General features: G+C 65.5%; 27 protein-coding genes. 15 read left to right on the top strand and 12 right to left on the bottom strand.

The window, feature by feature from the left end:
- Positions 1-3: 3 nt before the first annotated feature.
- Together ACUH78_RS02570 and ACUH78_RS02565 are read right to left on the bottom strand one after the other, a co-directional pair.
- Positions 4-1,491: a type IV pili methyl-accepting chemotaxis transducer N-terminal domain-containing protein gene (locus tag ACUH78_RS02570; RefSeq protein ID WP_445332671.1), complete on the bottom strand. Its 1,488-nt coding sequence runs from the start codon at positions 1,489-1,491 to the stop codon at positions 4-6.
- Positions 1,492-1,628: 137 nt separating this feature from the next.
- Complete coding sequence (locus ACUH78_RS02565) at positions 1,629-2,105, bottom strand: CreA family protein (protein ID WP_435750162.1); 477 nt, start codon at positions 2,103-2,105, stop codon at positions 1,629-1,631.
- Between the two features lie 222 nt (positions 2,106-2,327).
- Here ACUH78_RS02565 and ACUH78_RS02560 point away from each other — a divergent pair, with 222 nt between their 5' ends.
- Together ACUH78_RS02560 and ACUH78_RS02555 are read left to right on the top strand one after the other, a co-directional pair.
- Positions 2,328-2,855 carry a cytochrome c oxidase subunit 3 family protein gene (locus tag ACUH78_RS02560; protein WP_418364843.1) on the top strand — a complete coding sequence of 176 codons (528 nt, stop codon included), beginning with the start codon at positions 2,328-2,330 and terminating at the stop codon, positions 2,853-2,855.
- A gap of 9 nt (positions 2,856-2,864) precedes the next feature.
- Positions 2,865-3,158, top strand: a complete 294-nt coding sequence (locus ACUH78_RS02555; RefSeq protein WP_418364784.1) for a hypothetical protein — start codon at positions 2,865-2,867, stop codon at positions 3,156-3,158.
- A 6-nt stretch (positions 3,159-3,164) separates the two neighbouring features.
- Here the strand turns inward: ACUH78_RS02555 and ACUH78_RS02550 are convergent, their stop codons facing one another.
- Together ACUH78_RS02550 and queG are read right to left on the bottom strand one after the other, a co-directional pair.
- Positions 3,165-3,365, bottom strand: a complete 201-nt coding sequence (locus tag ACUH78_RS02550; RefSeq protein WP_435750161.1) for a SlyX family protein — start codon at positions 3,363-3,365, stop codon at positions 3,165-3,167.
- A gap of 42 nt (positions 3,366-3,407) precedes the next feature.
- Positions 3,408-4,511: a tRNA epoxyqueuosine(34) reductase QueG gene (queG, locus tag ACUH78_RS02545; RefSeq protein WP_418364786.1), complete on the bottom strand. Its 1,104-nt coding sequence runs from the start codon at positions 4,509-4,511 to the stop codon at positions 3,408-3,410.
- Between the two features lie 15 nt (positions 4,512-4,526).
- Between queG and tsaE the strand changes: the two genes are divergently transcribed.
- The 3 genes from tsaE (at position 4,527) to ACUH78_RS02530 (ending at position 7,335) form a co-directional block, all read left to right on the top strand.
- Positions 4,527-5,057 carry a tRNA (adenosine(37)-N6)-threonylcarbamoyltransferase complex ATPase subunit type 1 TsaE gene (gene tsaE, locus ACUH78_RS02540; protein ID WP_418364787.1) on the top strand — a complete coding sequence of 177 codons (531 nt, stop codon included), beginning with the start codon at positions 4,527-4,529 and terminating at the stop codon, positions 5,055-5,057.
- Positions 4,997-6,382, top strand: coding sequence for an N-acetylmuramoyl-L-alanine amidase (locus ACUH78_RS02535; RefSeq protein ID WP_418364788.1), 1,386 nt, complete (start codon positions 4,997-4,999; stop codon positions 6,380-6,382). The genes tsaE and ACUH78_RS02535 overlap by 61 nt, the downstream gene beginning before the upstream one ends.
- A gap of 92 nt (positions 6,383-6,474) precedes the next feature.
- On the top strand, positions 6,475-7,335 hold the full coding sequence (locus tag ACUH78_RS02530; RefSeq protein ID WP_445332672.1) for a tellurite resistance TerB family protein: 861 nt from the start codon (positions 6,475-6,477) through the stop codon (positions 7,333-7,335).
- A gap of 62 nt (positions 7,336-7,397) precedes the next feature.
- On the opposite strand, the gene ACUH78_RS02525 is transcribed toward ACUH78_RS02530, so the two are convergent.
- The 5 genes from ACUH78_RS02525 to ACUH78_RS02505 all read right to left on the bottom strand — a co-directional run bounded on the left by ACUH78_RS02525 (position 7,398) and on the right by ACUH78_RS02505 (position 11,233).
- Positions 7,398-7,610, bottom strand: coding sequence for a dodecin (locus tag ACUH78_RS02525; protein WP_418364790.1), 213 nt, complete (start codon positions 7,608-7,610; stop codon positions 7,398-7,400).
- Between the two features lie 13 nt (positions 7,611-7,623).
- Positions 7,624-7,773, bottom strand: coding sequence for a hypothetical protein (locus tag ACUH78_RS02520; protein WP_418364791.1), 150 nt, complete (start codon positions 7,771-7,773; stop codon positions 7,624-7,626).
- Positions 7,774-7,793: 20 nt separating this feature from the next.
- Positions 7,794-8,456 (bottom strand): MOSC domain-containing protein, encoded by a 663-nt coding sequence (locus ACUH78_RS02515; RefSeq protein WP_445332673.1) that lies wholly within the window; start codon positions 8,454-8,456, stop codon positions 7,794-7,796.
- A 119-nt stretch (positions 8,457-8,575) separates the two neighbouring features.
- The gene (locus ACUH78_RS02510; RefSeq protein WP_435750154.1) at positions 8,576-9,883 is read right to left on the bottom strand and encodes a homoserine dehydrogenase; all 1,308 of its coding nucleotides are present in this window, start codon (positions 9,881-9,883) and stop codon (positions 8,576-8,578) included.
- 45 nt (positions 9,884-9,928) lie between these two features.
- Complete coding sequence (locus ACUH78_RS02505) at positions 9,929-11,233, bottom strand: pyridoxal phosphate-dependent aminotransferase (protein ID WP_418364794.1); 1,305 nt, start codon at positions 11,231-11,233, stop codon at positions 9,929-9,931.
- A 135-nt stretch (positions 11,234-11,368) separates the two neighbouring features.
- On the opposite strand from ACUH78_RS02505, the gene ACUH78_RS02500 reads away from it, so the two are divergent.
- From ACUH78_RS02500 to ACUH78_RS02475, 6 genes are all read left to right on the top strand, one after another.
- Positions 11,369-11,752, top strand: coding sequence for an Mth938-like domain-containing protein (locus tag ACUH78_RS02500; protein ID WP_445332674.1), 384 nt, complete (start codon positions 11,369-11,371; stop codon positions 11,750-11,752).
- A 152-nt stretch (positions 11,753-11,904) separates the two neighbouring features.
- Complete coding sequence (locus ACUH78_RS02495; RefSeq protein ID WP_445332675.1) at positions 11,905-12,360, top strand: peroxiredoxin; 456 nt, start codon at positions 11,905-11,907, stop codon at positions 12,358-12,360.
- 72 nt (positions 12,361-12,432) lie between these two features.
- The gene (locus ACUH78_RS02490; protein WP_445332676.1) at positions 12,433-13,935 is read left to right on the top strand and encodes a PhoH family protein; all 1,503 of its coding nucleotides are present in this window, start codon (positions 12,433-12,435) and stop codon (positions 13,933-13,935) included.
- Between the two features lie 195 nt (positions 13,936-14,130).
- Positions 14,131-16,029: a DUF294 nucleotidyltransferase-like domain-containing protein gene (locus tag ACUH78_RS02485; RefSeq protein ID WP_445332677.1), complete on the top strand. Its 1,899-nt coding sequence runs from the start codon at positions 14,131-14,133 to the stop codon at positions 16,027-16,029.
- Positions 16,026-16,667 carry a 3'-5' exonuclease gene (locus ACUH78_RS02480; protein ID WP_445332678.1) on the top strand — a complete coding sequence of 214 codons (642 nt, stop codon included), beginning with the start codon at positions 16,026-16,028 and terminating at the stop codon, positions 16,665-16,667. The genes ACUH78_RS02485 and ACUH78_RS02480 overlap by 4 nt, the downstream gene beginning before the upstream one ends.
- 129 nt (positions 16,668-16,796) lie before the next feature.
- Positions 16,797-17,342, top strand: coding sequence for a C40 family peptidase (locus tag ACUH78_RS02475; protein ID WP_445332679.1), 546 nt, complete (start codon positions 16,797-16,799; stop codon positions 17,340-17,342).
- A gap of 73 nt (positions 17,343-17,415) precedes the next feature.
- Here ACUH78_RS02475 and ACUH78_RS02470 read toward each other — a convergent pair whose 3' ends face one another.
- Entirely contained in the window at positions 17,416-17,766 is a 351-nt protein-coding gene (locus ACUH78_RS02470) for a DUF2325 domain-containing protein (protein WP_418364801.1), read from the bottom strand.
- A 126-nt stretch (positions 17,767-17,892) separates the two neighbouring features.
- Here ACUH78_RS02470 and ACUH78_RS02465 point away from each other — a divergent pair, with 126 nt between their 5' ends.
- The gene (locus tag ACUH78_RS02465; RefSeq protein WP_435750217.1) at positions 17,893-18,903 is read left to right on the top strand and encodes a Fe(3+) ABC transporter substrate-binding protein; all 1,011 of its coding nucleotides are present in this window, start codon (positions 17,893-17,895) and stop codon (positions 18,901-18,903) included.
- Between the two features lie 29 nt (positions 18,904-18,932).
- Here the strand turns inward: ACUH78_RS02465 and ACUH78_RS02460 are convergent, their stop codons facing one another.
- Complete coding sequence (locus ACUH78_RS02460; protein ID WP_445332680.1) at positions 18,933-21,056, bottom strand: sensor domain-containing diguanylate cyclase; 2,124 nt, start codon at positions 21,054-21,056, stop codon at positions 18,933-18,935.
- Between the two features lie 288 nt (positions 21,057-21,344).
- Entirely contained in the window at positions 21,345-23,012 is a 1,668-nt protein-coding gene (locus ACUH78_RS02455; RefSeq protein WP_445332681.1) for an ABC transporter permease, read from the bottom strand.
- A 165-nt stretch (positions 23,013-23,177) separates the two neighbouring features.
- Here ACUH78_RS02455 and ACUH78_RS02450 point away from each other — a divergent pair, with 165 nt between their 5' ends.
- Genes ACUH78_RS02450 through ACUH78_RS02440 form a run of 3 tightly spaced genes read left to right on the top strand, consistent with a single transcriptional unit; the run spans position 23,178 to position 25,732 of the window.
- A complete protein-coding gene (locus ACUH78_RS02450) occupies positions 23,178-24,275 on the top strand; it encodes an ABC transporter ATP-binding protein (protein WP_445332682.1) in 1,098 nt (365 codons plus the stop codon).
- Positions 24,272-24,979: a leucyl/phenylalanyl-tRNA--protein transferase gene (aat, locus tag ACUH78_RS02445; protein WP_445332683.1), complete on the top strand. Its 708-nt coding sequence runs from the start codon at positions 24,272-24,274 to the stop codon at positions 24,977-24,979. Before ACUH78_RS02450 ends, aat begins: the two co-directional genes overlap by 4 nt.
- Positions 24,980-25,006: 27 nt before the next feature.
- On the top strand, positions 25,007-25,732 hold the full coding sequence (locus tag ACUH78_RS02440; RefSeq protein ID WP_445332684.1) for an arginyltransferase: 726 nt from the start codon (positions 25,007-25,009) through the stop codon (positions 25,730-25,732).
- The last annotated feature ends 23 nt before the right edge of the window (positions 25,733-25,755 follow it).

Genomic DNA, 25,755 nt, shown 5'->3' with positions numbered 1-25,755 from the left:
GCGCTAGCGGATCAGGCGTTCGTAGAGCTTGACGGCGGTATCGACATAGCGCAGCAAGCGACTGCTCTCACCCAGCACCTTACGCAACTGGCGGCTCCGCCGCAGGCCCCTCTCATCGGAGACGAGCGCCTCATTGAACCGACGCCACTGCTCATCGACCTCGTCCAACTGCGCGAGCAGTTCGGGGAGCGCCTGACCGCTCTGCCGCAGTTCGGCAAGATTGGCCTCGAATTCTTCCGCCGAGCGCGCGATCTCGACGTCCGCCTCGGACTCGCATTGAGCAAGGTCCTTGAAGGAGAAGAACTTCAGCATGCGCTGCGACAGCATGCGGTTGCGACCAGCAATATTGACGTAACGCGCCAGCTGACCCCCTGCCGCATGTTCCGCCAGCGTCGTCAGCGCATCGGCCGCACCGAGAAACACTTCGCTCGCAGCAAGCACCCTGCACGCAGCACCATCGGCTTCGCTGGGCGCCGCGAGCGAATACTCATAGGTCACCCATGCATCGTCCAGCACATCCAATGCGTCGCCAAGCCTCAGGGCCAGTTGTGCCCCTCTGAGCCGTGCAAGGATGCGCTCGAGCTCACTGGCGCGCTGGCGAAGTTTCACGCGTGCGTCCGCAGGAGTGACCCCATGCGCAACCAGCGCCCAGGCAAGTGCCAGGCGCGGGGAAAGCAGGCGCAGCTTCCCGCACAGATTGACCAGTTCGCCCGGTGCAAGGCCCTTCTCAGGGGTGCCGCGCGGCGTGCGAAGCTTGCGCGCGAAACTCAGGCGCCGCGGCGCCTCGCCCGCACCGGTGTCGAGCAAAGCTGCGTTCTGAATGTGGATGCGGCTCTTGTCGACGACGATTACGCCCTTGTCCGAGAGCTCCCGCAGGCTGCGCGAGAAGGCCTCGGGGGTAATGCCCAGCCTGGCGGCGATCACCTTCTTCGGCGCCTTCAGCTCGACGGTAGTCTCTCCTGCAAGCGGCACATGACCACCTGCCAGTTCGAGAAGATAGTCGAGCATGCGCTGGGCGACGATGGCACCCGAACGATGTCCGGTGACATCGAACTCGATCGCGCACTGGCGCTTGGCGAGCACCTCGATGGTCCGCGCTGCGAGGCGGGCATCCTCCATCATCAGCCTGCGCAGCACCGCCACCCGGATGGCCACGGCCTCAGCCGCGGAAGTGGTCTCGCAGGTGGATTCGTAGCGTGCCAGCGCGAGCACCTCGCCGAGCGCGAGCATCTGCGGCCCCTGGACCAGTTCGATGACCTTCCGCCCATCGGCCGCAAGCTTCTGGAAACGCACGACGCTACCGCTGCGCAGCATGTAGGCCTCACGCAGGGGGTCGCCTGCGTCATAAAGCGTTTCTCGCGCGGGCAGCTCGATCAGCCGGCTCGCGGCGCAAAGCGCGTCAAGCCGGCCTGCATCGAGCGCGGAAAAGAGCGCGCAGCATGAAAAATGGTCGCGCTGCACGGCGCGACGGGTGGATGAACGCGGAATCAAGAGGGGACCTTCGCGCCCGGGGGCGAACGGCAACGGAGCGGTAACGATACTCCATCTCAAGCACTGCTGTTCTTGATGTTCATCAGAGGGAATACCTCCTCTGTTGCCGGATCACACCCGACGCGCGCGCGAGCACTTCAACGCAGCGGAATCGGCAGCGCGGCCGGGACCGGCACCGCAGTGACGTTGTTCTGCGGACTACCATCGATCAGCTTGTCGCTGTAGACGAGATAGACGAGCGTGTTACGTCTGGGGTCGACCATGCGCACGATCCGTACTTTCTTGAACAGGATCGAGGCGCTCTGCGAGAACACCTCCTCCTGCTCGCGCAGTGGCTCCGAAAAGGCGATCTCGCCCACCTGGCGGCATGCGACCGATGCATCGGAAGTATCCTCTGCCAGCCCGAAGGTACCCTTGAGCCCGCCCGTGCGGGCACGGGACACATAGCAGGCCACCCCCTTCACCTTCGGATCATCGAAGGCCTCGACCACGACCTGATGGTTGCGGCCGATCAGCTTGAACGCGGTATCGACGCTTCCAACCGTCTCTGCCGCCGCGGGGTAGGCCAGTACGAAAGCGAGCAGGGAGAATACGGACCCGATGATCTTCGACATGAACGACTCCTGAATGCGGACAATTTTGCATTATCGCACTCGTACAACCCCATTCCTGAGCCGAATCAAGGCCACCCTGCCCCGCCGCTGGCAGCATGTGCCTGCTTACCAACCCGCTGACGCAAGGTCTTCCCCACACTCGTGAACTACGCCGCCCCCCTCCCCCTGCCCGCGTCGGTGACCGGGTCGCCCTCCATCGGGCGCATCCCGGGCAGCAAGGCCATGTGGGTGGGCATCTTCTGCGAATTCACCGAGTTCGCGTTGCTGTTCGCCGTTTATTTCATAGCGCGCGCACACAACCCCGAGGCCTTCGCTGCCGGCCCCGGCCGGCTGTCGCTGCTCGCCGGAACCGGCTACACCCTGATGCTGCTGACCAGCGGCTGGTGCGTGGCACGCGCTGTCCACGCGATGCGCAAGGGCGAGCGTGCCCGCTGCCTGCGCTGGCTAGGCGCGGCCTTCGTGTTCGGACTGGGCTATCCGGCGATCAAGATCTTCGAGTTGCAGCGCAACTTCGCACTCGGACTCGACGGTAGCGCCGGCGTGTTCATCGTCACCTACTACTACCTGACCTTCACCCATCTGGTCCATGTGTTCTGGGGGCTGCTCGGCATGTTGTGGGTCATGGCGCGCACCGGCTTCGGCGCCTACACGCCCGAAGAGCACGGCGGGCTCGAGGCGTTCGCCTGCTACTGGCATGCCACGGACATGCTCTGGCTGATGATCTTCCCGATGTTCTACCTACTCGGTTAAGAGGCGCACATGAACGCAGAACGCAAGCTCGACCTCGCCTGGGTGGCTCTGGTGCTGCTGAGCATCGGCGGCGCGCGCCTCGGCGGCGCGGACGATGACGGCTTCGGCGTCGCGGTGGTCGTCGCCCTGGTGATGGGTGCCAAGCTGCTCATCGTGAGCCGCTACTTCCTCGAACTCCACGAGGCGCACCCGCGCATCCGCCGGGCGGTGCATCTGTTCTGCTACGGCATGCCGTTCCTGGTGATCGCCACCACGGGCTTCCGCGAGGCCCTGGCACGCCTCACCGGCGCGGCGCTGATCTGACGCTGCTCACCAGTGCGGAGGGATCTCGTCTTCCGGCCGCAAGGGGTTGGCCGGCTGGATCGTCTTGACCTGCTGTGCAAGCTGGCGGACCTGTTCGCGCAACAGGTCTAGCTCCTGCTGCTGGCGCCAGACAGTGCGATTAAGCTCTTCGAGCAGATCCTCGGCGGCCATCAGCTTGGTCTCGAGCGTGACGATGCGATCTTCCATGGTGATTCCTGTCTTGAAGGCCCTGCCTGCGGGGCGCGGATTCTAGCCTGCAGTGGCCGCAGCGTGTCGCGCCAGCGCCCATGCCACATGTTCGCGCACCAGCGCGCTGTCGTGCTCCGCACGCGCGCGCAGCGCCGCACACACCTCGGCTGAGGTCTCCGCATTACCCAGCGCAACCGCAATGTTGCGCAGCCAGCGCTCATGACCGATGCGATAGAGCGGACTGCCTGCGGTGCGCTCTGCAAACTCGGCCGCGCTCCACGAGAAGAGCTCGACCAGGCGGGCGCGATCGAGGCCATGCCTGGGCGCAAAATCGGGCTCGGACGCGAGCCGCGCGAAGCGGTTCCAGGGACAGGCGAGCTGGCAATCGTCACACCCGTAGATACGGTTGCCCATGAGCGGGCGCAGATCCTCGGGAATCGCACCATCGAGCTCGATGGTCAGGTAGGAGATGCAGCGGCGCGCATCCACGACAAAAGGCGCGACGATCGCCCGGGTCGGACAGGCATCGATGCAGGCGATGCATCGGCCGCAGTGCGGCTCTACGGGCGCATCGGCTGGCAACGGAAGGTCGGTGAAGATCTCGCCAAGGAAAAACCACGACCCCACCGCACGATCGAGCAACAGCGTGTGCTTTCCACGCCAGCCCAGGCCCTTGCGGCTCGCGTGCTCCACCTCCAGAACCGGTGCCGAATCGGTGAACACCCGGTATTGATGCGGCACTTCCTGCGCGATGCGATCCGCGAGCTTCTGCAGCCGTGCGCGCACCACCTTGTGATAGTCCCGCCCCAGGGCGTAGCGCGAGACATACGCGCGTCGCGTATCGGCCAGCACGTCGCGCGCCGGGGCTGCGTCGGGCCAGTAGTTCATTCGCACGCTGATCACGCTCACCGTTCCCGGCAGCAGTTCCTGCGCACGAGCACGCTTCATCCCGTGGCGGGCCATATAATCCATGCCGCCATGGAAGCCCGCTTCGAGCCACGCCGCCAGCCCGGGCTCCGCGTCGGAGAGATCGACCCCGCCCACGCCGAGAGCATCGAAGCCCAGTTCAGCCGCCCACTGTCTCATGCGCGCAACAAAGGCCACACCCTCGGGCAGGCTCGCCCAGACCGTACCTGCGGCCTCGCGATCGGGGTTGTCGGCCATCTTTCAGAGGTTCCAATGATCAAGTTGATTCAAGCTGCCGATGATAACGGCGAGCGCCTGCAGGCGCACTTGCCCGCGGAAGAAGACACCGAAGCGCTGGGCCGCACGCTCGCGTCGACGCTGCGCCCCGGACTGCAGATCTGGCTACAGGGCAACCTCGGCATGGGCAAGACCACCCTCACCCGCGGGGTGTTGCGCGGCCTCGGTTACGAGGGTCGTGTGAAAAGTCCCACCTACACCCTCATTGAACCTTACGTAGTTTCTAGATTAGACTTATATCACTTTGATTTTTATCGCTTCAATTCGCCCGAAGAATATCTCGACGCGGGGCTGGACGAATACTTCGCCGGACAAGGGGTCTGCCTGGTGGAATGGCCTGAAAAGGCTGTTCCCTATCTGCCGTCCCCGGACTTGGAGGTGAGCCTCTCGCCAGCCGCGGATGGACGGATTGCAGTGATTCGCAGCAACACGGAAGCGGGGCAGACATGCGCGATCGAACTGGTGAGAGCTTTGCGGGGCACGGACCCGGCGCCCGGGCCGATCTGAGCGCCGGCACGGAGACGTTGCCGGCCGGCACACCTTCGTCGCGCATCGATCGCCGGCGCCTGCTCAAGTTCGCCGGCGCCTCGCTGGCGCTGCTGGTCAGCCCGGTCGGCCACGCCGCCAGCACCAGCCTCGTCGCGGTGCGCGTCTGGCCCTCGCCCGAATACACCCGCATCACCCTCGAGGGCTCATCGAACCTGCGCTTCAGCCATATGCTGGTGCAGGACCCGGATCGCCTCGTGGTCGACCTGGAAGGCGTCGAACTCAACAGCGTGCTGCAGTCGCTGCCGTCCAAGGTGCTCGACAGCGACCCCTACATCAGCCGCATCCGTGCGGGGCAGAACCGCCCCGGCGTGGTACGCATCGTGGTCGAGTTGAAGGCGGTGATCGAGCCTCAGGTCTTCACCCTCGCGCCGGTCGGAAGCTACGGCCATCGCCTCGTCCTCGACCTGCATCCGAGCGAGGAACATGATCCGCTCATGGCCTTGATCCTGAAGGACTCGCCGATGGATGCGGCGATGGGCGACGAAGGCCGCAGCAGTTCCACCGTGGCGAGCCGCGCCCCGCGCGAGCCGGAGCGCCCGGGCAAAGGCAACAGCCCCGCGGTGAACAGGCTCTACACGGTGGTGCTCGATGCCGGCCACGGCGGCGAGGACCCCGGCGCCATCGGTCGTCGCGGCAGCTACGAGAAGAACGTCACGCTCTCGATCGCGCGCCGGCTCAAGCGCAAGATCGACGCCGAACCCGGCATGCGGGCGGTGCTGACCCGCGACGGCGACTACTTCGTGCCCCTGCACCAGCGCGTCGCGCGTGCGCGGCGTGTGCGTGCGGACCTCTTCGTGTCCATCCACGCGGATGCCTTCGTGCGCCCCGAAGCCAACGGCAGCTCGGTGTACGTGCTGTCCGAGCGCGGGGCATCCAGTTCGGCCGCACGCTGGCTCGCACAGAAAGAGAACGACGCCGATCTCGTCGGTGGCGTCAATCTCTCCCGCCAGGAGGGACATCTGGCACGCACGCTGCTTGACCTGTCGCAGACCGCAACCATCAACGACAGCTTCAAGCTTGGCCGGGCGATGCTCGGTGAGCTCGGCACCATCAATCGCCTGCACAAGCCCGAGGTGGAACAGGCCGGATTCGCCGTGCTGCGCGCACCGGACATTCCCTCCGTGCTGGTCGAAACCGCGTTCATCAGCAACCCGCAGGAAGAGCGCCGTCTGAACGACGAGGCCTACCAGGAGAAGATGGCCAACGCCCTCATGCGCGGCATCAAGCGCTACTTCAGCGAACACGCCCCCACCGCGCCCACCCGCGTCGCGCAACTCGACTGAGCCCCCTGCACCCAGCGCAGGCCGGCACACAGGCGCCTCCGCCGTATCGGTGGAGTACAATGCCATTTCGCGCAAACGCACAGGAGCCGGACATGAACCTGGGAAACATCCTCGGCCAGATTCTTCAGCAAGGCATGGCGAGCCAGAGCCGCGCCCGCCTGGATCATGCGGTCGGCAGCAACGGAATCGGAGATCTTCTGGGTGGATTGCTCGGCGGTGCGCAGGGTGCAGGCAGCGCCAGGCAACCCGCGGGCCCGGGTGGCCTCGGCGATCTGCTCGGCGGCGTGCTGGGCGGCAGCCGTAGCGGTGGCGCAGGCGCGTTGGGCGACCTGCTCGGCGGCGTACTGGGTGGTTCTGCGGGCGGCCGGCCCACTGCCCCGAGTGGCGGTCTCGGCGATCTGCTTGGCGGCCTGCTCGGTGGCACACAGGGCACAGCGCCCCGCCGCAGCGGGAGCACGGGCGGCAATGCCGGCATGGCCATCCTGGCGACGATCGCCATGGCCGCGCTCAAGAACTGGACCGACAAACGGCGCGAACAGGCTGACTCCACAGGTGCCATGGCCGGCTTTGCGCCCGAGGACGTTCAGGCCATGACCGCCCCCGAAGCCGAGGCGCTGATCGTGCGCGCCATGATTTCCGCATCCAAGGCGGACGGCGAGGTGAGCGAGGAAGAGATTCAGCGCATCGTCGGCAAGCTCGGCGCGGACGGGCTCAGCGAAGAGGAACGGCAGTTCATCCTCAGCGAACTACGCCGCCCGCTCGACATCGCCGGACTCGTGCGCGACGTCCCCAACGCAGCTGTGGCCGCCGAGATCTACGCCGCATCACTGCTTTCGATCGACATCGACACACCGGCCGAAGTGGCGTACCTACGCCAGCTCGCACAGGCGCTGCACCTGGACGCGGGCACGGTTTCGCGCCTGCACCAGATCACCGGCGCCACCGCGGTGTAAACAGGCGCGCGGGACCATGGGCGCGCCGCGCGGCGAGCGCAGCGCGCCCATGGTGAGGCGGGTCATTCCGTCTCGAGACGGAAGCCCACCTTGAGCGTGACCTGGAAATGCGCCACCTCGCCATCGACGACGTGGCCGCGCGTTTCGACCACTTCGAACCACTCGATGTGGCGAATGGATCTCGCCGCAGTTTCGATGGCATTGCGAATGGCAGCATCGGTCCCTTCGCGCGACGAACCTACGACCTCGACGAGTTTGTAGACGTGATCGGACATGCTTGCGCCTCCTTCATTCCAGTTTGGATGCATCGTCGCTGCACAACGCCCGACGGATTCCACCCCGTTCCTCGAAGCGCCGCACGGATGCACGATACGCGCGCACTCCGAGCACCGCAATCAGGATCAGGATGGCGATGAACACGGCAAGCTTGAAAGCCATCCCGAACGCCCCTGCCGAACTCACGCGGAAGCCGATTCGAGCCAGTCGGCCCGCTCGGCCCAGCGCTTCGCCTTGTCGGCAGCGAGACCGGGCGCCATGGCGATCCGGCGCAGCATGCCCGGTTCCGGGCGATGAGCGGTCACCGACTCCCAGTAGTGCGCCAGCGTCAACCAGGGGTTGGGACGCTCGATGAGCTCGAGCACATCCCCTGCACCGATCAGGCCAGGCTGCAGCACCCGGTAGTACCAGCCGGTAATGCCCGCAGCCTCGACGAAGCGCGACGCGCCCTCGGCCTTTACGCGCAGATCGATCTTCCAGCAGGGCGAGCGGGTCTGGCTGACCTGGACGCGTGCGGCACCGATCGAAAGTACGTCTCCGATGCAAAGCTCGTGCTCGGTCAGGCCGTGCGTGCTGAGATTCTCACCAAGGAAACCCGCACCCACACTGTCCGCACAGTGCGGCCATTCCGCAGCGAGCAGGGCGTAGTGCTCAACCGGAAAATGATGCAGGGCCTTGTCAGGGCCACCATGATGACGAAGGTCGGCCTGTTCGTCCCCTGCGAGCCCGGTGGGCGTGAGCATCACCGGGCCATCGGCCGGCGCCTTGAAGATGCCGCTACGTTCGCCATCCGCCGACAGCAACCGCACCGTGCCGATGAAGACCTCGTCCACCGTGTAACGCATGTCCTTCCCCATTCTGTTCGTGGCGCGCTCTGCGCGTACGCCCAAGCCGTCCCCTGAAATCAAAAGGGGCCGCACCCTGCGCGGGATGCGGCCCCCGTGTCACGACGCCCGGCGCTGCGTCACAGGCCTTCCATGCGCAGCTTGGTCACCTTGCCCTGCACCACCGGTAGCGCCTCGATGCGCGCGATCGCAGCGTTGGCGTTCTTCTCCAAGGTCTGGTGGGTGAGCAGGATGATGTCGGTGTGGGTCTCGCCCTCGGCCGCTTCCTTCTGGCTGAGCGCCTCGATCGAAATGTCGCTGTCGGCCAGGATGCGGGTGATGTCGGCGAGCACGCCCGGCTTGTCTTCGACCCGCATGCGCAGGTAGTAGGAGGTGACGACCTCCTCGATCGGCAGCACCGGCACGTTGCGTACCTGGTCGGGCTGGAAGGCCAGATGCGGCACGCGATGCTCGGGGTCGGAGGTGTGCAGTCGGGTCACGTCGACCAGGTCGGCGATGACGGCGGAAGCGGTCGGCTCGGCGCCGGCGCCCTTGCCGTAATACAGCGTCGCACCGACGGCGTCGCCCTGCACCAGCACCGCGTTCATCGCGCCTTCCACGTTGGCGATCAGGCGCTTCTCCGGGATCAGCGTCGGGTGCACGCGCAACTCGACGCCCTGCTCGCGGCGGCGGGCGATGCCCAGCAGCTTGATTCGGTAGCCCAACTGCTCGGCGTAGGCGATATCGACCGCATCGAGCTTGCTGATGCCTTCGATGTAGGCCTTGTCGAACTGCATCGGGATGCCGAAAGCAATCGCGCTCATGATCGTCGCCTTGTGCGCGGCGTCTACGCCCTCGACATCGAAGGTCGGATCGGCCTCGGCGTAACCGAGCGCCTGGGCTTCCTTCAGCACCTCGGCAAAAGGCAGACCCTTGTCGCGCATCTCGGACAGGATGAAGTTGGTCGTGCCATTGATGATGCCCGCCAGCCACTCGATGCGGTTGGCGGTGAGGCCTTCGCGCAGCGCCTTGATGATCGGGATGCCACCGGCGACCGCCGCCTCGAAGGCCACCATCACCCCCTTCTTCTGCGCCGCGGCGAAGATCTCGTTGCCATGCACGGCCAGCAGCGCCTTGTTGGCGGTGACCACGTGCTTTCCATTTTCGATCGCCTTGAGCACCAGTTCCTTGGCCACGCCGTAGCCACCGATCAGCTCGACGACGATGTCGATCTCAGGATCCGTCACCACTGCGAAGGCGTCGTCTGTGAGCTTCGCGTCACCGCCGGTGACCTTGCGCGCCAGCTCGAGGTTCTTGTCGGCCACGGTGGTGATGACGATCGGGCGACCGGCGCGACGGGTGATTTCTTCCGCGTTGCGCTTCAGAACGGTGAAGGTGCCGCCGCCGACGGTACCGATGCCCAGCAGGCCAACATTGATCGGTTTCATGCAGTGTGTTCCGTGGTGAGTGAGTGGTGACGAGTACGCCGCGATTCAGGTGCCGTGGCGCTTGCGATAGTTTTCGAGGAAGCGGGCGATGCGGCCGATCGCGTCGCGCAGGTCGTCTTCATGCGGCAGGAAGACGAGGCGGAAGTGATCGGGATACGGCCAGTTGAAGCCCGAGCCCTGCACCAGCAGCACGCGCTCTTCCTCCAGCAGTTCGGCGATGAAGGCCTGGTCGTCCTCGATCGGATAGATCCTCGGATCCAGCTTCGGAAACATGTACAGCGTCGCGTCGGGCTTCACGCAGGAAACCCCCGGGATCTGGGTGATCAGTTCCCACGCCAGGTCGCGCTGGCGACGCATGCGCCCCCCCTCGGCCACCAGGTCGTCGATGCTCTGATAACCGCCGAGCGCGGTCTGGATCGCGTACTGGCCGGGCACGTTGGCGCACAGACGCATCGAGGCCAGCATGTTCAGCCCCTCGATGTAATCGCCCGCCCGACGCTTGTCGCCGCACACCACCATCCAGCCGGCACGGTAGCCGCAGGAGCGGTAGTTCTTCGACAGGCCATTGAAAATGATGGTGAGAACATCCTCCGACAAGGCCGCCATGGACGTGTGCTTCACGCCCTCGTACAGCACCTTGTCATAGACCTCGTCGGCATAGATGATCAGGTCGTGCTCGCGCGCGAGTTCGATGATCTGCTTGAGCGTTTCGTCCGGATACACCGCGCCGGTGGGGTTGTTCGGATTGATCACCACGATCGCGCGCGTATTGGCGTTGATCTTGGCGCGCATGTCCTCGATGTCAGGCAACCAGCCGCGCGACTCGTCGCACAGGTAGTGCACCGGCCTGCCGCCCGACAGGCTCACCGCTGCGGTCCACAGCGGGTAGTCGGGCGCCGGCACCAGCACCTCGTCACCGGCGTCGAGCAGCGCATTCATCGCCATGACGATCAGCTCGGAGACGCCATTGCCGATGTAGATATCCTCGATCGTGACACCCTTGATGCCCTTCTGCTGCGTGTAGTGCATCACCGCCTTGCGCGCGGAGAAGATGCCCTTGGAGTCCGAGTAGCCGGCCGCGTTGGGCAGGTTGCGGATCATGTCCATCTGGATCTCTTCGGGCGAATCGAAGCCGAACGCAGCGAGGTTGCCGATGTTGAGCTTGATGATCTTGTGGCCCTCGTCCTCCATCTGCTTGGCGCGCACCAGCACCGGACCACGGATGTCGTAGCAGACTTCGGCCAGCTTGGCCGACTTGCGGATGGGGCGCGGTGCAGCCGCGCCCGCCTCGGCCTTGATCACCGGTTCCGGAGATGCCGTCGCGAGTTCGAGTGTCTTCACCGCTTTCATGCCAACCCTTCCTGATCGATGGATACGCGCATTGCCGTTTTCCGGCCCTGCAAAAGATTGCTATCTTAGCCCCGCTCCCGCACCGCGGCAATTTCACCCATGCAACGCGAGCAGCCCCTCGACCAGGAACGCGCAATGAAGCTCTACCAGGACAAAAACGCCAACACCAACATCATCACCGCCTATGCCGACGACCACGTCATGGTGGGCAAGGAGCGCCACGAGGGCAATCTGCTCGTCAGCGCCGGGCAGGTCGTCACCGGCTGGGCGCCTGCGGCGGCGGGTGACCTGTCCGGGCTCACCCCGAGCGACCTGGCAGCCGCAGCGGAATCTGGCGCCGAGATCCTGCTCGTCGGTACCGGCCGCCGCCAGCGCTTTCCTGCCCCCGAGCTCCTGCGCCCGCTGATCGAGGCCAGGATCGGCTTCGAGTTCATGGACTTCGCCGCCGCGTGCCGGACCTACAACATCCTCGTCGGCGAGGGCCGCGCGGTGACACTCGCCCTGCTCCACGAGCGTTGACGCCGCCACCAGGCTGCAACCATCCGGTAACCTGGGTTCAACAAGATGTTCACCGCGAGCCGGCCTTTCCGCTACCCTGAACCCCGCGCACCGGCCGGGCTGCCCGCCGCCTCGCCTGCGCAGGCGCATCGACAAGCAGAAAAGGAGAAAGCATGAGCGCACATCCCGCCCCCGACTTCAGCCTGGCCGCCACCGGGGACCAGACGGTCACCCTGTCCGCGCTGCGCGGTCAAAAGCTGGTGCTCTATTTCTATCCCAAGGACAACACCCCCGGCTGCACCAACGAAACCCGCGATTTCGCTGCACTGCACGCGGACTTCGCCGCAGCCGGATGCCGGGTCTATGGTCTCAGCCGCGACAGCCTCCGCAGCCACGAGAACTTCAAGGCGAAGCTGGCACTTCCCTTCGAACTGATCTCCGACCCGGAGGAAAAGGCCTGCGAAGCCTTCGGCGTGATGAAGCTCAAGAACATGTACGGCAAGCAGCTGCGCGGCATCGAGCGCAGCACCTTCCTCATCGATGCCGGGGGTGACATCGCGCGCGAATGGCGCAGCGTGAAGGTTCCCGGGCACGCCGAGGAAGTCCTCGCCGCCGCACGCGCCCTCTGACGCCCCGCCGGGAAGGCCGCGCCCCGGCCCGTCCCGCCGCCCTCCCCGCCACCGAACGGATCCGCCCGCCCAATGCCCGCGAAACGCCAAGCCCCCGCCACGCAGACCACCCCCGAACCCAAGCCCAAGGCCGCCGCAGCATCCGGGACGGCGCGCCGGACACGCACCGCGCGCGCAACCGCGCCGCACGGCGGTGCGTGCAAGCTCTTCGTGCTCGACACCAACGTGCTCATGCACGACCCCACCAGCCTTTACCGCTTCGAGGAGCATGATCTGTACGTGCCGATCATGACCCTCGAGGAGCTGGACAACAACAAGAAGGGCACGAGCGAAGTGGCGCGCAACACGCGCCAGGCGAGCCGCATGCTCGACGAGATCGTGTCGCAGTCCGAGAACGGCATCGAGGCCGGGATCGCGCTTGAAGGGCCATCGCGCGGGCTCGCCACGGGCCGGCTCTACCTGCAGACCGAGGCCATCGACGTAGCCCTGCCAGCCGCGCTACCCACCGCCCGTGGCGACAACCAGATCCTCGCCGTGGTGATGTTCCTCGCCGACAAGCACCCGCAGCGCGAAGTCATCCTGGTGTCCAAGGACATCAACATGCGCATCAAGGCCCGCGCGCTCGGGCTGGCGGCGCAGGACTACTTCAACGACAAGGTGCTCGAGGACAGCGACCTGCTGTACACCGGCACGCGCGAACTGCCGCCCGACTTCTGGGACGCGCACGGGCGTGGCATGCAGTCGTGGAAGGAGGAGGCGCACACCTACTACCGACTGAGCGGCCCGCTCGCACCCGAGATGCTGGTCAACGAGTTCGTGTACCAGGACGGGGAGCCGGCCCTGCAAGCCTGGGTGAAGGAAAAGGAAGGCCGTAGCGTGGTGCTGGAGACACTGGTCGACTTCAGCCACCAACGCAACAACGTATGGGGCATCACCGCGCGCAACCGGGAGCAAAACTTCGCGCTCAACCTGCTGATGAACCCGGAGATCGACTTCGTCACCCTGCTGGGCCAGGCCGGCACCGGCAAGACCCTCCTGACGCTCGCCGCCGGGCTCACCCAGGTGCTCGAATCGAAGCGCTACAGCGAGATCATCATGACCCGGGTCACCGTGCCGGTGGGCGAGGACATCGGTTTTCTGCCCGGCACCGAGGAAGAAAAGATGGCGCCGTGGATGGGCGCGCTCGAAGACAACCTCGACGTGCTCAACGGCACTGCCGGCGAGGGCGGTGACTGGGGCCGCGCCGCCACCCGCGACCTGATCCGCAGCCGCATCAAGATCAAGAGCCTGAATTTCATGCGCGGGCGGACCTTCCTCAACAAGTTCCTCATCATCGACGAGGCGCAAAACCTCACGCCCAAGCAGATGAAGACCCTGATCACCCGCGCAGGCCCCGGCACCAAGGTGGTATGCATGGGCAACATCGCACAGATCGACACCCCTTACCTCACGGAAGGCTCGTCCGGGCTGACCTTCGTGGTCGACCGCTTCAAGGGCTGGGCGCATGCCGGCCACATCACGCTGCAGCGCGGTGAACGCTCCCGGCTGGCGGACTACGCCGCAGAGGTGCTCTGAGCCGCGGGTTCCGCACGCAGGGGCACCTCGCCCGCACACGCCCCGTCCCTCGACAAATCCCCTCCTGCAAAGGAGGCCACGGCCTGCGCGTGCGCCCCCCGCCGGGGATGGCACGCCGCTGCAGCCCGGATCCGCCCGCCGCATCATCGGGCTGCTCACCTATAATCGGCGGATTCCTTCGTCGATCGAGCCGCCATGAGTACCGAAGCCGCCGACCTGCTGGTGGGTGCCAGCACGGATTTCCTGCGCAATTTTTCTCCATTCAACCGCATGGAGGCGGAAGCGCTCGCATTTCTTGCCGAGCGCGCAGTGCTGAGCTTCTTCCCGCGCGGCGCGGACATCCTCACCCCCGAGATGGGGGTTCCCAAGCATTTCCACATCGTGCAGCGGGGCAAGATCCAGGCGCGTCAAACGGGCTCGACCACGGTGACTGAGTATGCCAGCCTGACGCTTGGCCCTGGCGAGTGCTTCCCGATCGGTGCGATCTCGGCACGCCGGCCTTCGACCAACGCGTATGTGGCGGTGGAGGACAGCTTCTGCTACCAGATCACGACGGACGAGTTCCTCCACCTGATGCAGATCAGCCCGGTCCTCCACCTGTTCTGCACGCAGTACATCGCCAGCCTGCTGAACCAGTCGCGCCAGCAGCTACAAACCGCCTTCGCGCAGCGCGCCGCCGAACAGCAGACCATGACCACGGCGCTGGGCAAGCTGATCCAGAAGGAGCCCGTCTTCGTCACGCCCGAAACACCCACCCGCGAGGCGCTCGAGCGCATGAGCGAGTTGCGCCTGGGCTGCATGGTCGTGGTGGACGAACAGACCCGCCCGGTCGGCGTACTGACTCAGAGTGACCTGCTGCCGCGAGTGATCCTCGCTGGCTTCGACCTGTCGCGACCGATCGGCGAGCTGATGACCGCCAACCCGCACCAGCTGCCGCAATCGGCATCCGCCTACGACGCTGCGCTGGAGATGGCGACACACGGCGTACGCCACCTGCTCGTGGTCGATGTCGACGGCGTGCTCAAGGGCGTGGTGTCCGAGCGTGACCTGTTCTCGCTGCAGCGCATCAGCCTGCGCCAGATCCGTGCCGGCATCGACAACGCCGCGGACATCGAAGCCCTGCGGCACGCCAGCGGCGACATCCGCCAGCTCGCGCTCAACCTTATCGCACAGGGCATTGGCGCCGAGCAGCTCACTCAGTTCATCTCGGCACTCAATGATGCACTGACCCGGCGCATCATCGTGCTGGCGCGCGAACGCCACGACCTGCTCGGCATCGATTTCGGCTGGTTCGCGTTCGGCTCGGAAGGCCGGCACGAACAAACGCTCTCCACCGACCAGGACAACGGGATTGTCTTTCGCGCCATGGAGGGGCAGTCGGTCGACGGCGCACGCAAGCGCCTGCTCGCCTTCGCGCAGACGGTCAACGAAGACCTCGCCGCCTGCGGATTCCCGCTCTGCAAGGGCAACATCATGGCGAGCAACCCGGAACTCTGCCTTACCCTCGACGAATGGAAATCACGGTTCGGCGACTGGATCCGCGAGCCCGACCCCCAGGCCCTGCTCAATGCGTCGATCTTCTTCGATTTCCGCATCCTGTATGGCAACCCGCGCTTCGAGGATCAACTGCGCAGCTGGCTCAACAAGACGGTCAAGGGCAACAGCAGCTTCCTGCGCATGATGGCGGTGAATGCGCTCAAGGTGCTGCCGCCGCTTGGGCGTATCCGCGACTTCGTGCTGGAAGACGACGGCACGATCGACCTCAAGAAGTCGGGTGCCCGCCTGTTCGTGGACGTCGCCCGCATCCTCGCCTTGCGCACCGGCGTGGACTCCAGCAGCACCGTGCAGCGCCTGCGTCAGGCCGCAGCCCGGATCGGCATGTCAGCCGAAGAGGTCGACGCCATGATCGATGGCTTCAACTTCATCCAGCTCCTGCGTCTGCGCGCCCAGCATCTGGAGACCGAGCACGACGCCCCGGAGGACAACCGCGTCAACCCGGAATCGCTGAACGAACTCGACCGCCGCATCCTCAAGGAAGCCTTCCGCCAGGCGCGCAAGCTCCAGTTGCGACTCAAGCTGGATTACCAGATATGAGCCTGCTCTCACGCCTCAAGGCCGCCCGCGGCGGCTCGGTCAAACTCGATGCGGCGGCTGGACAGGCCCTGCAGGACTGGCAGGCCTTGCCGCGTGCGCGGCGCAGCCGGCCGCACTTCGAAACACGCTATGTGGTCCTCAACACCGAAGCCTCGGGGCTGGACCTGGAGCGCGACCGCCTGCTCGCAGTCGCCGCCATTGGCGTGGATGGCGGCCTGATCCGCCCAGCGGATGCCTATTACGCACGGCTCGACCCCTCACCTGCCGAGGCACTCGTCGGTCTGCTCGCCATCACGGGGAAGAATCCGCTCGTGGTGTTCAACGCCTCGTTCAATCGCAACATGCTCGAGCGTGCACTGCAGGAGCACCTCGCGCTCACCACCGAGCTTCTCTGGCTCGACCTCTACTTCCTGCTGCCCTCACTGTTCCCCGAAAAGCTGGAGCGCCCCAGCCGGCTCGGCGACTGGATGACGGCCTTCGGCATCGAAACCTTCCAGCGTCACCACGCACTCGGCGACGGCTGGGCGATCGCGCAGCTCTTCCTCGCGGCACAGGCACGTGCGCTCTCGCTCGGGGTTGCCACGCCGCGTGGGCTGGCCGAGCACGAACAGGCCTTCCGCCACAAGCTCAAGATCTGAGCAGGCACCACGCGAAATGCCCTACGCTACGCCGCCCGCCGCGGCGGGTCGCCGGGCATTTCAGCTAGCAGCTTCGGCAAGCAGACATTTCCATTTACAAGTTCGATGTCGGTGCGTATATTCCGCCGAATGTTTTTTCGTGCTATCGCTTTCGCGCTGCTCATCTCAACCGCGTATGTGCCGGTCACACACGCGGATCAGGCCGCACGCATGCAGGAATCGTCCCGGGCGAGCGCAGGCGATGAGTACGTTACGGCGGCAGCACAACTGGTTGACGAAGCGCTGAGCCACCTCGGCATTCCCTACCGCTTCGGCGGCACCTCTCCCGAGACCGGGCTCGACTGCAGCGGCCTGGTGCTCAACGTGTTCCGGAACGCCGTAGGGCTGGATCTGCCCCGTACTGCACGCCAGATGGCGGGCCTGGGGGACAAGATCAGCCGCTCCGATCTGCAACCCGGCGACCTGGTGTTCTTCAACACGATGCGCCGCACCTTCTCTCACGTGGGCATTTATCTGGGCGACGGAAAGTTCGTGCACGCCCCCTCCCGCGGCGGCAAGGTGCGTGTTGAGAGCATCGGCACCCGCTACTGGGCAAAACGCTTCAATGGCGCGCGCAGACTGATCGACGAACCGACACTCGGCAACGCATCTTCAGCGCTGCTTACGGCACGCTGAAGCGCGTCGACATCCCAGAAACAAGAAAGCCCGGCGTCAAACTCCGGGCTTTCTTGTTTCTGACGCCGCAGGTTCAGTTCCGCGTGCTGCGTGCGCCCTCACGATGCTTGCAGTCGATCTCGCACGATGCACAGCGCTCCCCCAGCCGCTTGCCCAGCGCCTGCTGCAGCGCGCAGGTCGACCGTCGGCAGCAGACGAACATCACCCCCTCGCGACTTGCCGCCTCGCGAAAGCGCTGCATCACGTTGTGCCCGATGAAGTCTGTAAACAGGATCACCACGCCAATGCCGCTCGGCAAGGGCGCGCTGCGTCGCTGGTGTGTGGTGTCCCGCCCGCTCACATGCGCGGCGATGCGTATTCCGAAGCTGCCGAGGACATCGGGAATATTGCCCAGACGGTCGGCCCCCACGAGCAGTGCATTCATGAATCCCCCTTAATTGTTGCGAATGATTCTCATCGATAATGCCGCTAATGCGATCCGTTTGCAACTGGGAATTCTTCTCGTTATTATCGCGCTGCAAGATCAACAACCCGGGGGTTCTCCAACATGATGAAGAAGGCCGTACTCGCCTCATTGCTCGCCGCATTCGGCGTTGCCGGCACCGCAGCCGCTGCCGAGCTGAATATCTACTCCGCCCGTCACTACCAGACCGACGAGCAGTTGTACGGCGATTTCACCAAGCAGACCGGCATCAAGATCAACCGCATCGAGGCGAAGGAAGACGAGCTCCTCGAACGTATCCGCAACGAAGGCGCCAACAGCCCGGCCGACATTTTCATCACCGTGGATGCATCACGCCTGGCCAAGGCCGATGAGCTCGGGATCTTCGAGCCGGTCAAGTCGGAGGCGCTCGAAGCCCGCATCCCGGCACACCTGCGTGCGCCGAACTGGTTCTCCTACTCCACCCGCGCGCGCGTCATCGTCTACAACCCGGAGCTGGTCAAGGCCGAGCAGGTGCAGACCTACGAGCAGCTTGCGGATCCTGCGCTCAAGGGCAAGGTATGCACCCGCTCGGGCAGCCATCCTTACAACCTGTCGCTAGGCGCTGCGCTGATCAAGCACAACGGCGCAGAAGCCGCCGCGAAATGGGCCGAAGGCCTGGTCGCCAACTTCGCACGCGCGCCCAAGGGCGGCGACACCGACCAGATCCGCGCCGTCGCTGCAGGCGAATGCGGCGTGGCGATCGCGAACAGCTACTACCTGGCGCGGCTGATGAATTCGCCCAAGGAGGAAGACCAGCGTGCCGTGGCCAGCATCCAGGCCGTGTGGCCCAACCAGCAAAGCTGGGGCACGCACATCAACGTCTCCGGCGCAGGCATGCTGAAGCACGCGCCGAACAAGGAAGCTGCAGTGAAATTCCTTGAATATCTCGCCTCGGACTCGGCGCAGGCCTACTTCGCCAACGGCAACAACGAATGGCCGGTCGTGCCCACGGTCAAGGTCGAGAACGCCGCACTGACGAAACTCGGCGAATTCAAGGCCGACACCCTGCCGATCGGCGAGCTCGCCGACACCGTGGCGGAAGCCCAGCGCATCTTCGACCGCGCCGGTTACCGCTGAGCGCCCACCGGGTCGCCGCTTGCGGCGGCCTACAGACTGGCCGGCGACACGTCGGCGGCCAGTCCCCCAGCATCCTCCCGGTCCGCCGAGGACATCAGGGCGCGATTGCGTCCGGCATGCTTCGCTTCATACAAGGCCTCGTCCGCACGTGCGTAAGCGGCTTCGTGGTCCTCATCGTCCAGCGACAACATGGTGACGCCGATACTGACCGTGAACACAAGCGGGCCCGAGTCGATCGCCGCCGGATGCGCCGCAACGATACGGCATAGCCGCTCGGCAACACGCAGCGCACCGCGCGCATCGATACACGGCAGCAGGATGGCAAACTCCTCGCCCCCTAGCCGGGCGAACACGTCTGCCTCACGAAGCTGGGCGGTAACGGTCGCTGTGAAGTGACGCAGCACCTCGTCGCCGGCTGCGTGACCATGGGTATCGTTGATGCGCTTGAAGTGATCGAGATCCAGCAGGAGCAGCCCGGCCGTCGACTGATGTCTGCGCAGCCGTCCGAGTTCGCCGCGCACCATCTCCGCAAAGTGTCGGCGATTCCAGAGCCCGGTCAGGGGGTCGCTGGTCGCAAGCTGGACAAGGCTCTCTTCCATCACCTTGCGCTGCGAAACATCCTGCAGGATGCCAACCATGCGTAGCGCCTGCCCGCGCTCGTCACGGTCCAGCACCCGACCTGCGGCGAGCACCCACACCCATCTCCCGTCCTTGTGCCGAAGCCGGTACTCGGCCTGATAGGCGTCCCTTTCGCCGCGCAGGTGCGGCTCGAGCGAGTTGCGGATGTCGCTCCAGTCGTCGGGATGGACCAGCGACTCCCAGGTTTCCACATCCTGCTCGAACTCATGCGGCTCGAAGCCAAGCATCCGGCCCCAGGCCGGGCTATAGCTTGTCCGCCCGCTTGGCACATCCCAGTCCCAGAGACCCAGCTCCGCGCCCTCGAGCGCAAGCATGACCCGCCGCTCACGCTCTGCGATCTGCTCGCGCACCCTGCGCCGCTCGGTGAAATCGCGGCTGACCCGGATCTCGCCGAGGCTCTCGCCGCGCTCGTCGCAGAACGGCGCGCGCAGCGTGTCGAGCAGGCGCAGGGTGCCATCCGGCCCTTCCAGCCACTCTTCCACACGCACGGCTTCAGCGACCACCGCGTCCGGCGTGCCTCCCGCCAATCCTGCAAGCTGCGGGAAGACATCGGTCTCTCGGCGCCCGAGCAACTCCGCTTCCCGCACACCGTATGCCGCCGCGAAGGCCTTGTTGCAACCCAGGAAGCGCCCGCGCAGATCGCGGAATGCGATCAGGTCCGGCACCGAATCGATCAGTGCCCTCAGCAGCGCCCGCTCGCGGGCCAGCGCGTCGTGAGGCTCGCGCACGCCCGACACGAAGACCGCCCGGTAGATCATCGCAAAGCCCGCGATCTTGAACACGTGCCCCATGACGTTGAAGAAGTCGCTCACGTCCACATAGAGCGTGAAATAGAGCTCGGTGAGGGCAAGCACCCAGGCCGCCGCAGCAAGCCAGTTCGCCGACTTGTCCCGCTTCACCATTGCATGCCTTGCGAGCAGCACGGCCGCGAGCAGATACAACCCGGCGAGCACGTATTCGACCGCCAGCTTGAGCGTCGTGACGCCCTGCCCCGGCACGAAGGTGTGCGGCATGCGATCGGGCAGGAAGAGCACCATCCAGCTCCATGCCAGCGCCAGCGCAAGGCCTCCTCCGGTGACGACCAAAGCGCGCGCGGACGACCAGCGCCCATCCCCCACGAAGGGATAGCCGATCAGGCCGATGAGCACCAGAGTCCGCGCCGCAAGCCAGAAATGGATCGCCTTCTCGGTGCCGCTGGGCGTGATGAAGAGCGGCATGCCCGCATACGAGAGCGTGTGCGCCAGATCGAGCAACCCTGCGCCGAGGAAGGCGGCACCAAGCCAGACCCGCCGCGCACTGCCGACTGCCTTGCGCAGGTTCCACCCCAGGGCCAGCACCATCACCGACACCGCAACCGAGAAGAACTCCAGCCCGGCATGCAGGGCGAGATAATGCTCAGGGGTTGGAAACAGGTTGGCGTGAACGAACAGCGTCCCGCAGAAAACCACGCTCAGCAGAGTTGCCCAGCCATAGGGACGGGCGATCTCGCCTTTCATGCCTAGCACACGCTGCATCGCCAGCCTGCTCGCAGGATGAGGGCAACACCCCCCTGCGCCGCAACGGCGAAAGGGGCATCGGAACACGGCGGCGCTGAAAGGAGAGGAAGCCGCAGCGCAGGCACCGGACCCCATACGATCGATTTCATGTTCTTGGCTTTATTCTCGTGGCCGCGATTATCCCCCAGCCTCGTATTCATGTGCGATCGCACAACCGCGCAATGGGGCAATTTTTCACGCTGTGCAGCCGATGAGCAGGCACGCGGGCGAAGACGCCACCCCACCCGGGGGCGCCCACCTTGCATCTCAGCTGCGCCGCCGGCTCGTGCCAAGGATCTGGCGGGAGATCACGATCATCGGCAACAGGCCAACGGCGACGATGATCAGCGCGGCCGTCGAGGCCTCGCTCAGGCGCTCGTCCGCAGCAAGGGTGTGTGCCTGTGTCGCCAGCGTATCGAAGTTGAACGGACGGATCACCAGCGTTGCCGGCAACTCCTTCATCACGTCGACGAACACCAGCAGGCCGGCGGTCAGCAGGCTTCCGCGCAGCATCGGCATGTGCACGCGGCGCAAGGTCTCCCACTTGCCGGCACCGAGACTGCGCGAGGCGTCGTCCATGCTCGGCGTGATCTTGCCCAGGCTGGACTCCACGGTCTGCAGCCCCACCGAGAGGAAGCGCGCCAGGTAGGCGTACACCAGCGCCGCGATGCCTCCCGTGAACACCAGCCCGGGATTGACCCCGAACAGCGCCTCCCAACTGTGCGCCAGCCAGTTGTCCAGCCGCGTGAGCGGGATCAGCACCCCGACCGCAATCACCGAACCAGGCACGGCGTAACCCAACCCAACCACCCGGTTCAGCGCGCGTGGCAGCTGCGAGCGCGCAAGACGCGCCGCATAGGCGAGCAGCACGGCAAGCAGCACCGCGATAAAGGCGGTGATCGCGGCCAGCACGAAGCTGTTGCGGGCCAATTGCACGAAACGGGCACCGAGCTGGGCATCCCCCTCAACCAACGCCATCTCCAGCAGCAGACCGGCCGGCAGCAGAAAGCCGAGCAGCAAGGGCATGAAGCAGGCGAAGGCGGCGAGCCAGCCTCGTCCACCGCTCAGGCTGACCCGCACCGGGAGCGCCGCCTGGCGCGAAGTGTTGTTGAAACGCGCACGCCCGCGCGAAAGATGTTCGAGCGCGAGCACGAGCACCACAAAAGCGAGCAGCGCTGCAGAAAGCTGCGCGGCAGCGATGCGATCACCGAGCGAAAACCAGGCACGGTAAATCCCGGTCGTGAAGGTCTGCACGCCGAAGTAGGACACGGTCCCGAAATCGGCCAGCGTTTCCATCAGCGCCAGCGCCGTGCCCGCGACCACCGCCGGTCGAGCCAGCGGCAGCGAAACGCGGAAGAACGAGGACCACGGTCCAAGCCCCAGCGAGCGGGCGGCCTCGAGCATGCCCCCCGCGCGCTCGAGAAAGGCCGCGCGGGCAATCATGTAAACGTAGGGATAGAGCACGAACATGAACATCGCCACCGCGCCACCGACGCTGCGCACATCCGGAAACCAGTAATCGCCGTGCCGCCAGCCGAAGGCTTCCCGCAGCCCGCTCTGCACCGGACCGACGAACTGGAGGAAGTCGGTATATACGTAGGCCATCACGTAGGCAGGCATGGCCAGTGGCAGCACCAGCGCCCACTCGAAGAAGCGCCGCCCGGGAAAATCAAGCATCGTGGTCAACCAGGCCGCCGTTACCCCGATCGAGGCCACACCCAGGCCCACGCCGACACACAGCACGACGGTGTTGAAGACGAACTCGCCCAGCACGGTATCGGCCAGATGCGCCCAGGTGTCGCTGGTCTGCCCCACGAACACGTTGGAGAACACCGACAGCACCGGCGCCGCGATCAGTGCAGCAACCAGCACCGCGGACAGCGTGAGTGTCGACCCCTGCAGGCGCCTTGCGCCCCATACTCCCGAAGAATTCATTCCGTTCCCGTCTGATCGGGGCCTGGCCGCACATCGGCCGGCTCCGCTGCTGTCGGCGAATTATAATTGATCGCATTTGGAAACCTGCGGTGCAATAATCGACGCCTCGCCCCCTCAGCCCTGCAGCCCCTGCCGTCGCACCCGTTCCTCCCCTGGATCCGGCCCATGTCCCACCTCGAACTAGACCGCATCGATCTTGCCTTCGGCGACAATGTGGTCGTGCGCCAACTCTCGCTGCACCTCGCCAAGGGGCGCATCGGCTGCCTGCTGGGCCCCTCCGGCTGCGGCAAGACCACGGTGCTGCGCTGCATCGCGGGGTTCGAACGGCTCGCTTCCGGCCACATCCGGCTCGACGGAGAGATCGTCAGCACGCCGGCCCACAGCGTGCCCCCCGAGCGGCGGCGCATCGGCATGGTTTTTCAGGACTACGCGCTCTTCCCGCATCTTTCGGTGGCCGACAACATCGCCTTCGGCCTGCGGGGAGAGACACCGACCGAGCGGCGCCGGCGCGTGGAGGAACTGCTCGCACTCGTCGGGCTCGGCAGCCAGGGGGGCAAGTTCCCCCACGAGATGTCCGGCGGCCAGCAGCAACGGATCGCGCTCGCGCGCGCGCTCGCGCCGCGTCCCAGCCTGCTGCTGCTCGATGAGCCCTTCTCCAATCTCGACGTCGAATTGCGCGAAAGGCTCTCCTACGAGGTGCGAGACATCATCAAGTCCACAGACACCACGGCAATCCTCGTCACCCACGACCAGCACGAGGCCTTTGCGGTCGCGGACGAGATCGGTCTGATGCACGAAGGGCGCATCCAGCAGTGGGATACCCCCTACAACCTGTATCACCGCCCGGCGAACCGGTTCGTAGCCGATTTCATCGGCCAGGGCGCCTTTGTGCGCGGCAGGGTGCTCGACGACCAGCGCGTACAAGTCGAGCTCGGCGTGCTCAACAGCAGCACACCGCTGGTATGCGGGGAGAACTGCGCTGCCTGCGCGCACGGCAGCGAGGTCGACGTGCTGCTGCGTCCCGACGACATCGTGCACGATGACACCAGTCCGCTCGTGGCCGAGGTCGCCCACAAGGCGTTCCGCGGCGCGGACATCCTCTACACTCTGCGCCTTGGAAGCGGGGCACGGGTGTTGTCACTGGTGCCCAGCCATCACAACCACGCAGTCGGCGAGCACATCGGGATCCGGCTGGATGTGGACCATGTGGTCACTTTCCCCGATGGCGACACAGGCCGCAGCTTCTCCACCCCGAAACCATGATTTCCTGGCTGGGCGATGCGCCGGAGTTTCCGCCCGACACGGCGGCGCTGGCCGAGCCCAATGGCCTGATCGCCGCGGGCGGCGCGCTCACGCCGCCCTGGCTCCTGGCCGCCTATCGGCGCGGCATCTTCCCGTGGTTCAGCGCCGGAGAGCCCATCCTTTGGTGGACGCCCGATCCGCGCCTGGTGCTCGACCCCGGGCACGTCCACATCAGCCACTCGCTACGCAAGACGCTGCGCCGCCGGCGTTTTGAAGTGCGTGCCGACACCGACTTCGCCGCGGTCGTGCGCGCCTGTGCCGCGCCGCGCGAGCCCGGCCTCGGAACCTGGATCACCCCCTCCATGCAGGCCGCTTACCGTCACATGCATGAACTCGGCTATGCCCACAGCGTCGAATGCTGGCAGGATGAACGGCTGGTCGGCGGCCTGTACGGCATCGCGCTGGGGCGGATGTTCTTCGGCGAGTCCATGTTCTCGCTCGAAACCGATGCATCCAAAGTCGCGCTTGCCCACCTCGCACGGCTGCTCGCAGCGCGCGGCTATGGCATGATCGACTGCCAGATGACCACACGCCACCTGCTGTCGATGGGCGCACGGGAGATACCGCGCGCACGGTTCATCATGGCACTGCAGCAGCTCGTGGCCGCAGGCGATGCGCCGGCCAAATGGGCTGCGGACGCCATGGACGACTTCGACTGGCCCTGAACCCAACCCTGTCTGGCGAACGAGGCAATGCAACAGGACTACCCCTATGCGCTGATCCAGTTTTATGCAACAGCGCCCTATGCCTGCTCCTACCTCCCCGAGCGCAGCGCACGCTCGCAGGTCGCCACACCTGGACACCTGATCGACACCCCTATCTACAGCGAGCTTGTGCGTCGCGGCTTTCGCCGCAGCGGCGTGTTCACCTACCGGCCCCACTGTGACAGCTGCAAGGCCTGCGTGCCCGTGCGCATCCCGGTGCAGGACTTCCGCCCCGACCGCAGCCAGCGCCGCGCGTGGAAGTTGCATAGCGGCCTGACAAGCACGGAGCGCCCACTCGCCTTGCACGAAGAACACTTCCAGCTTTACCAGCGCTACCAGGCGGCACGACATGCGGGCGGCGGGATGGATCTGGACAACCGCGAGCAGTTCAGCCATTTCCTGCTGCAAAGCCATGTCGACACGCGCCTGATCGAGTTTCGCGAATACGGCATGCTGCGGATGGTGAGCGTGATCGACTGCCTCAGCGACGGGCTGTCCAGCGTATATACCTTCTACGAACCGAGGCTGCCGCGCAGCGCGCTGGGCACCTACGGCATCCTGTGGCAGATCGAAGCCGCCCGCCGCCTCGGACTGCCCCACGTCTATCTGGGCTACTGGATCGAGGAGAGCGGGAAGATGGCCTACAAGTCGCGCTTTCGGCCGCTCGAGGCTCTGCAGGACGGGATCTGGCAGCCGCTGCGGACACAACCGTGAGCGGTCGGACCTTTCCGCGGACT

This window comes from Thauera sp. ZXT1-4 (assembly GCF_052598215.2).
The sequence above is the reverse complement of the archived record's forward strand: the minus strand, read 5'-3'. Positions and strand labels throughout refer to the sequence as shown.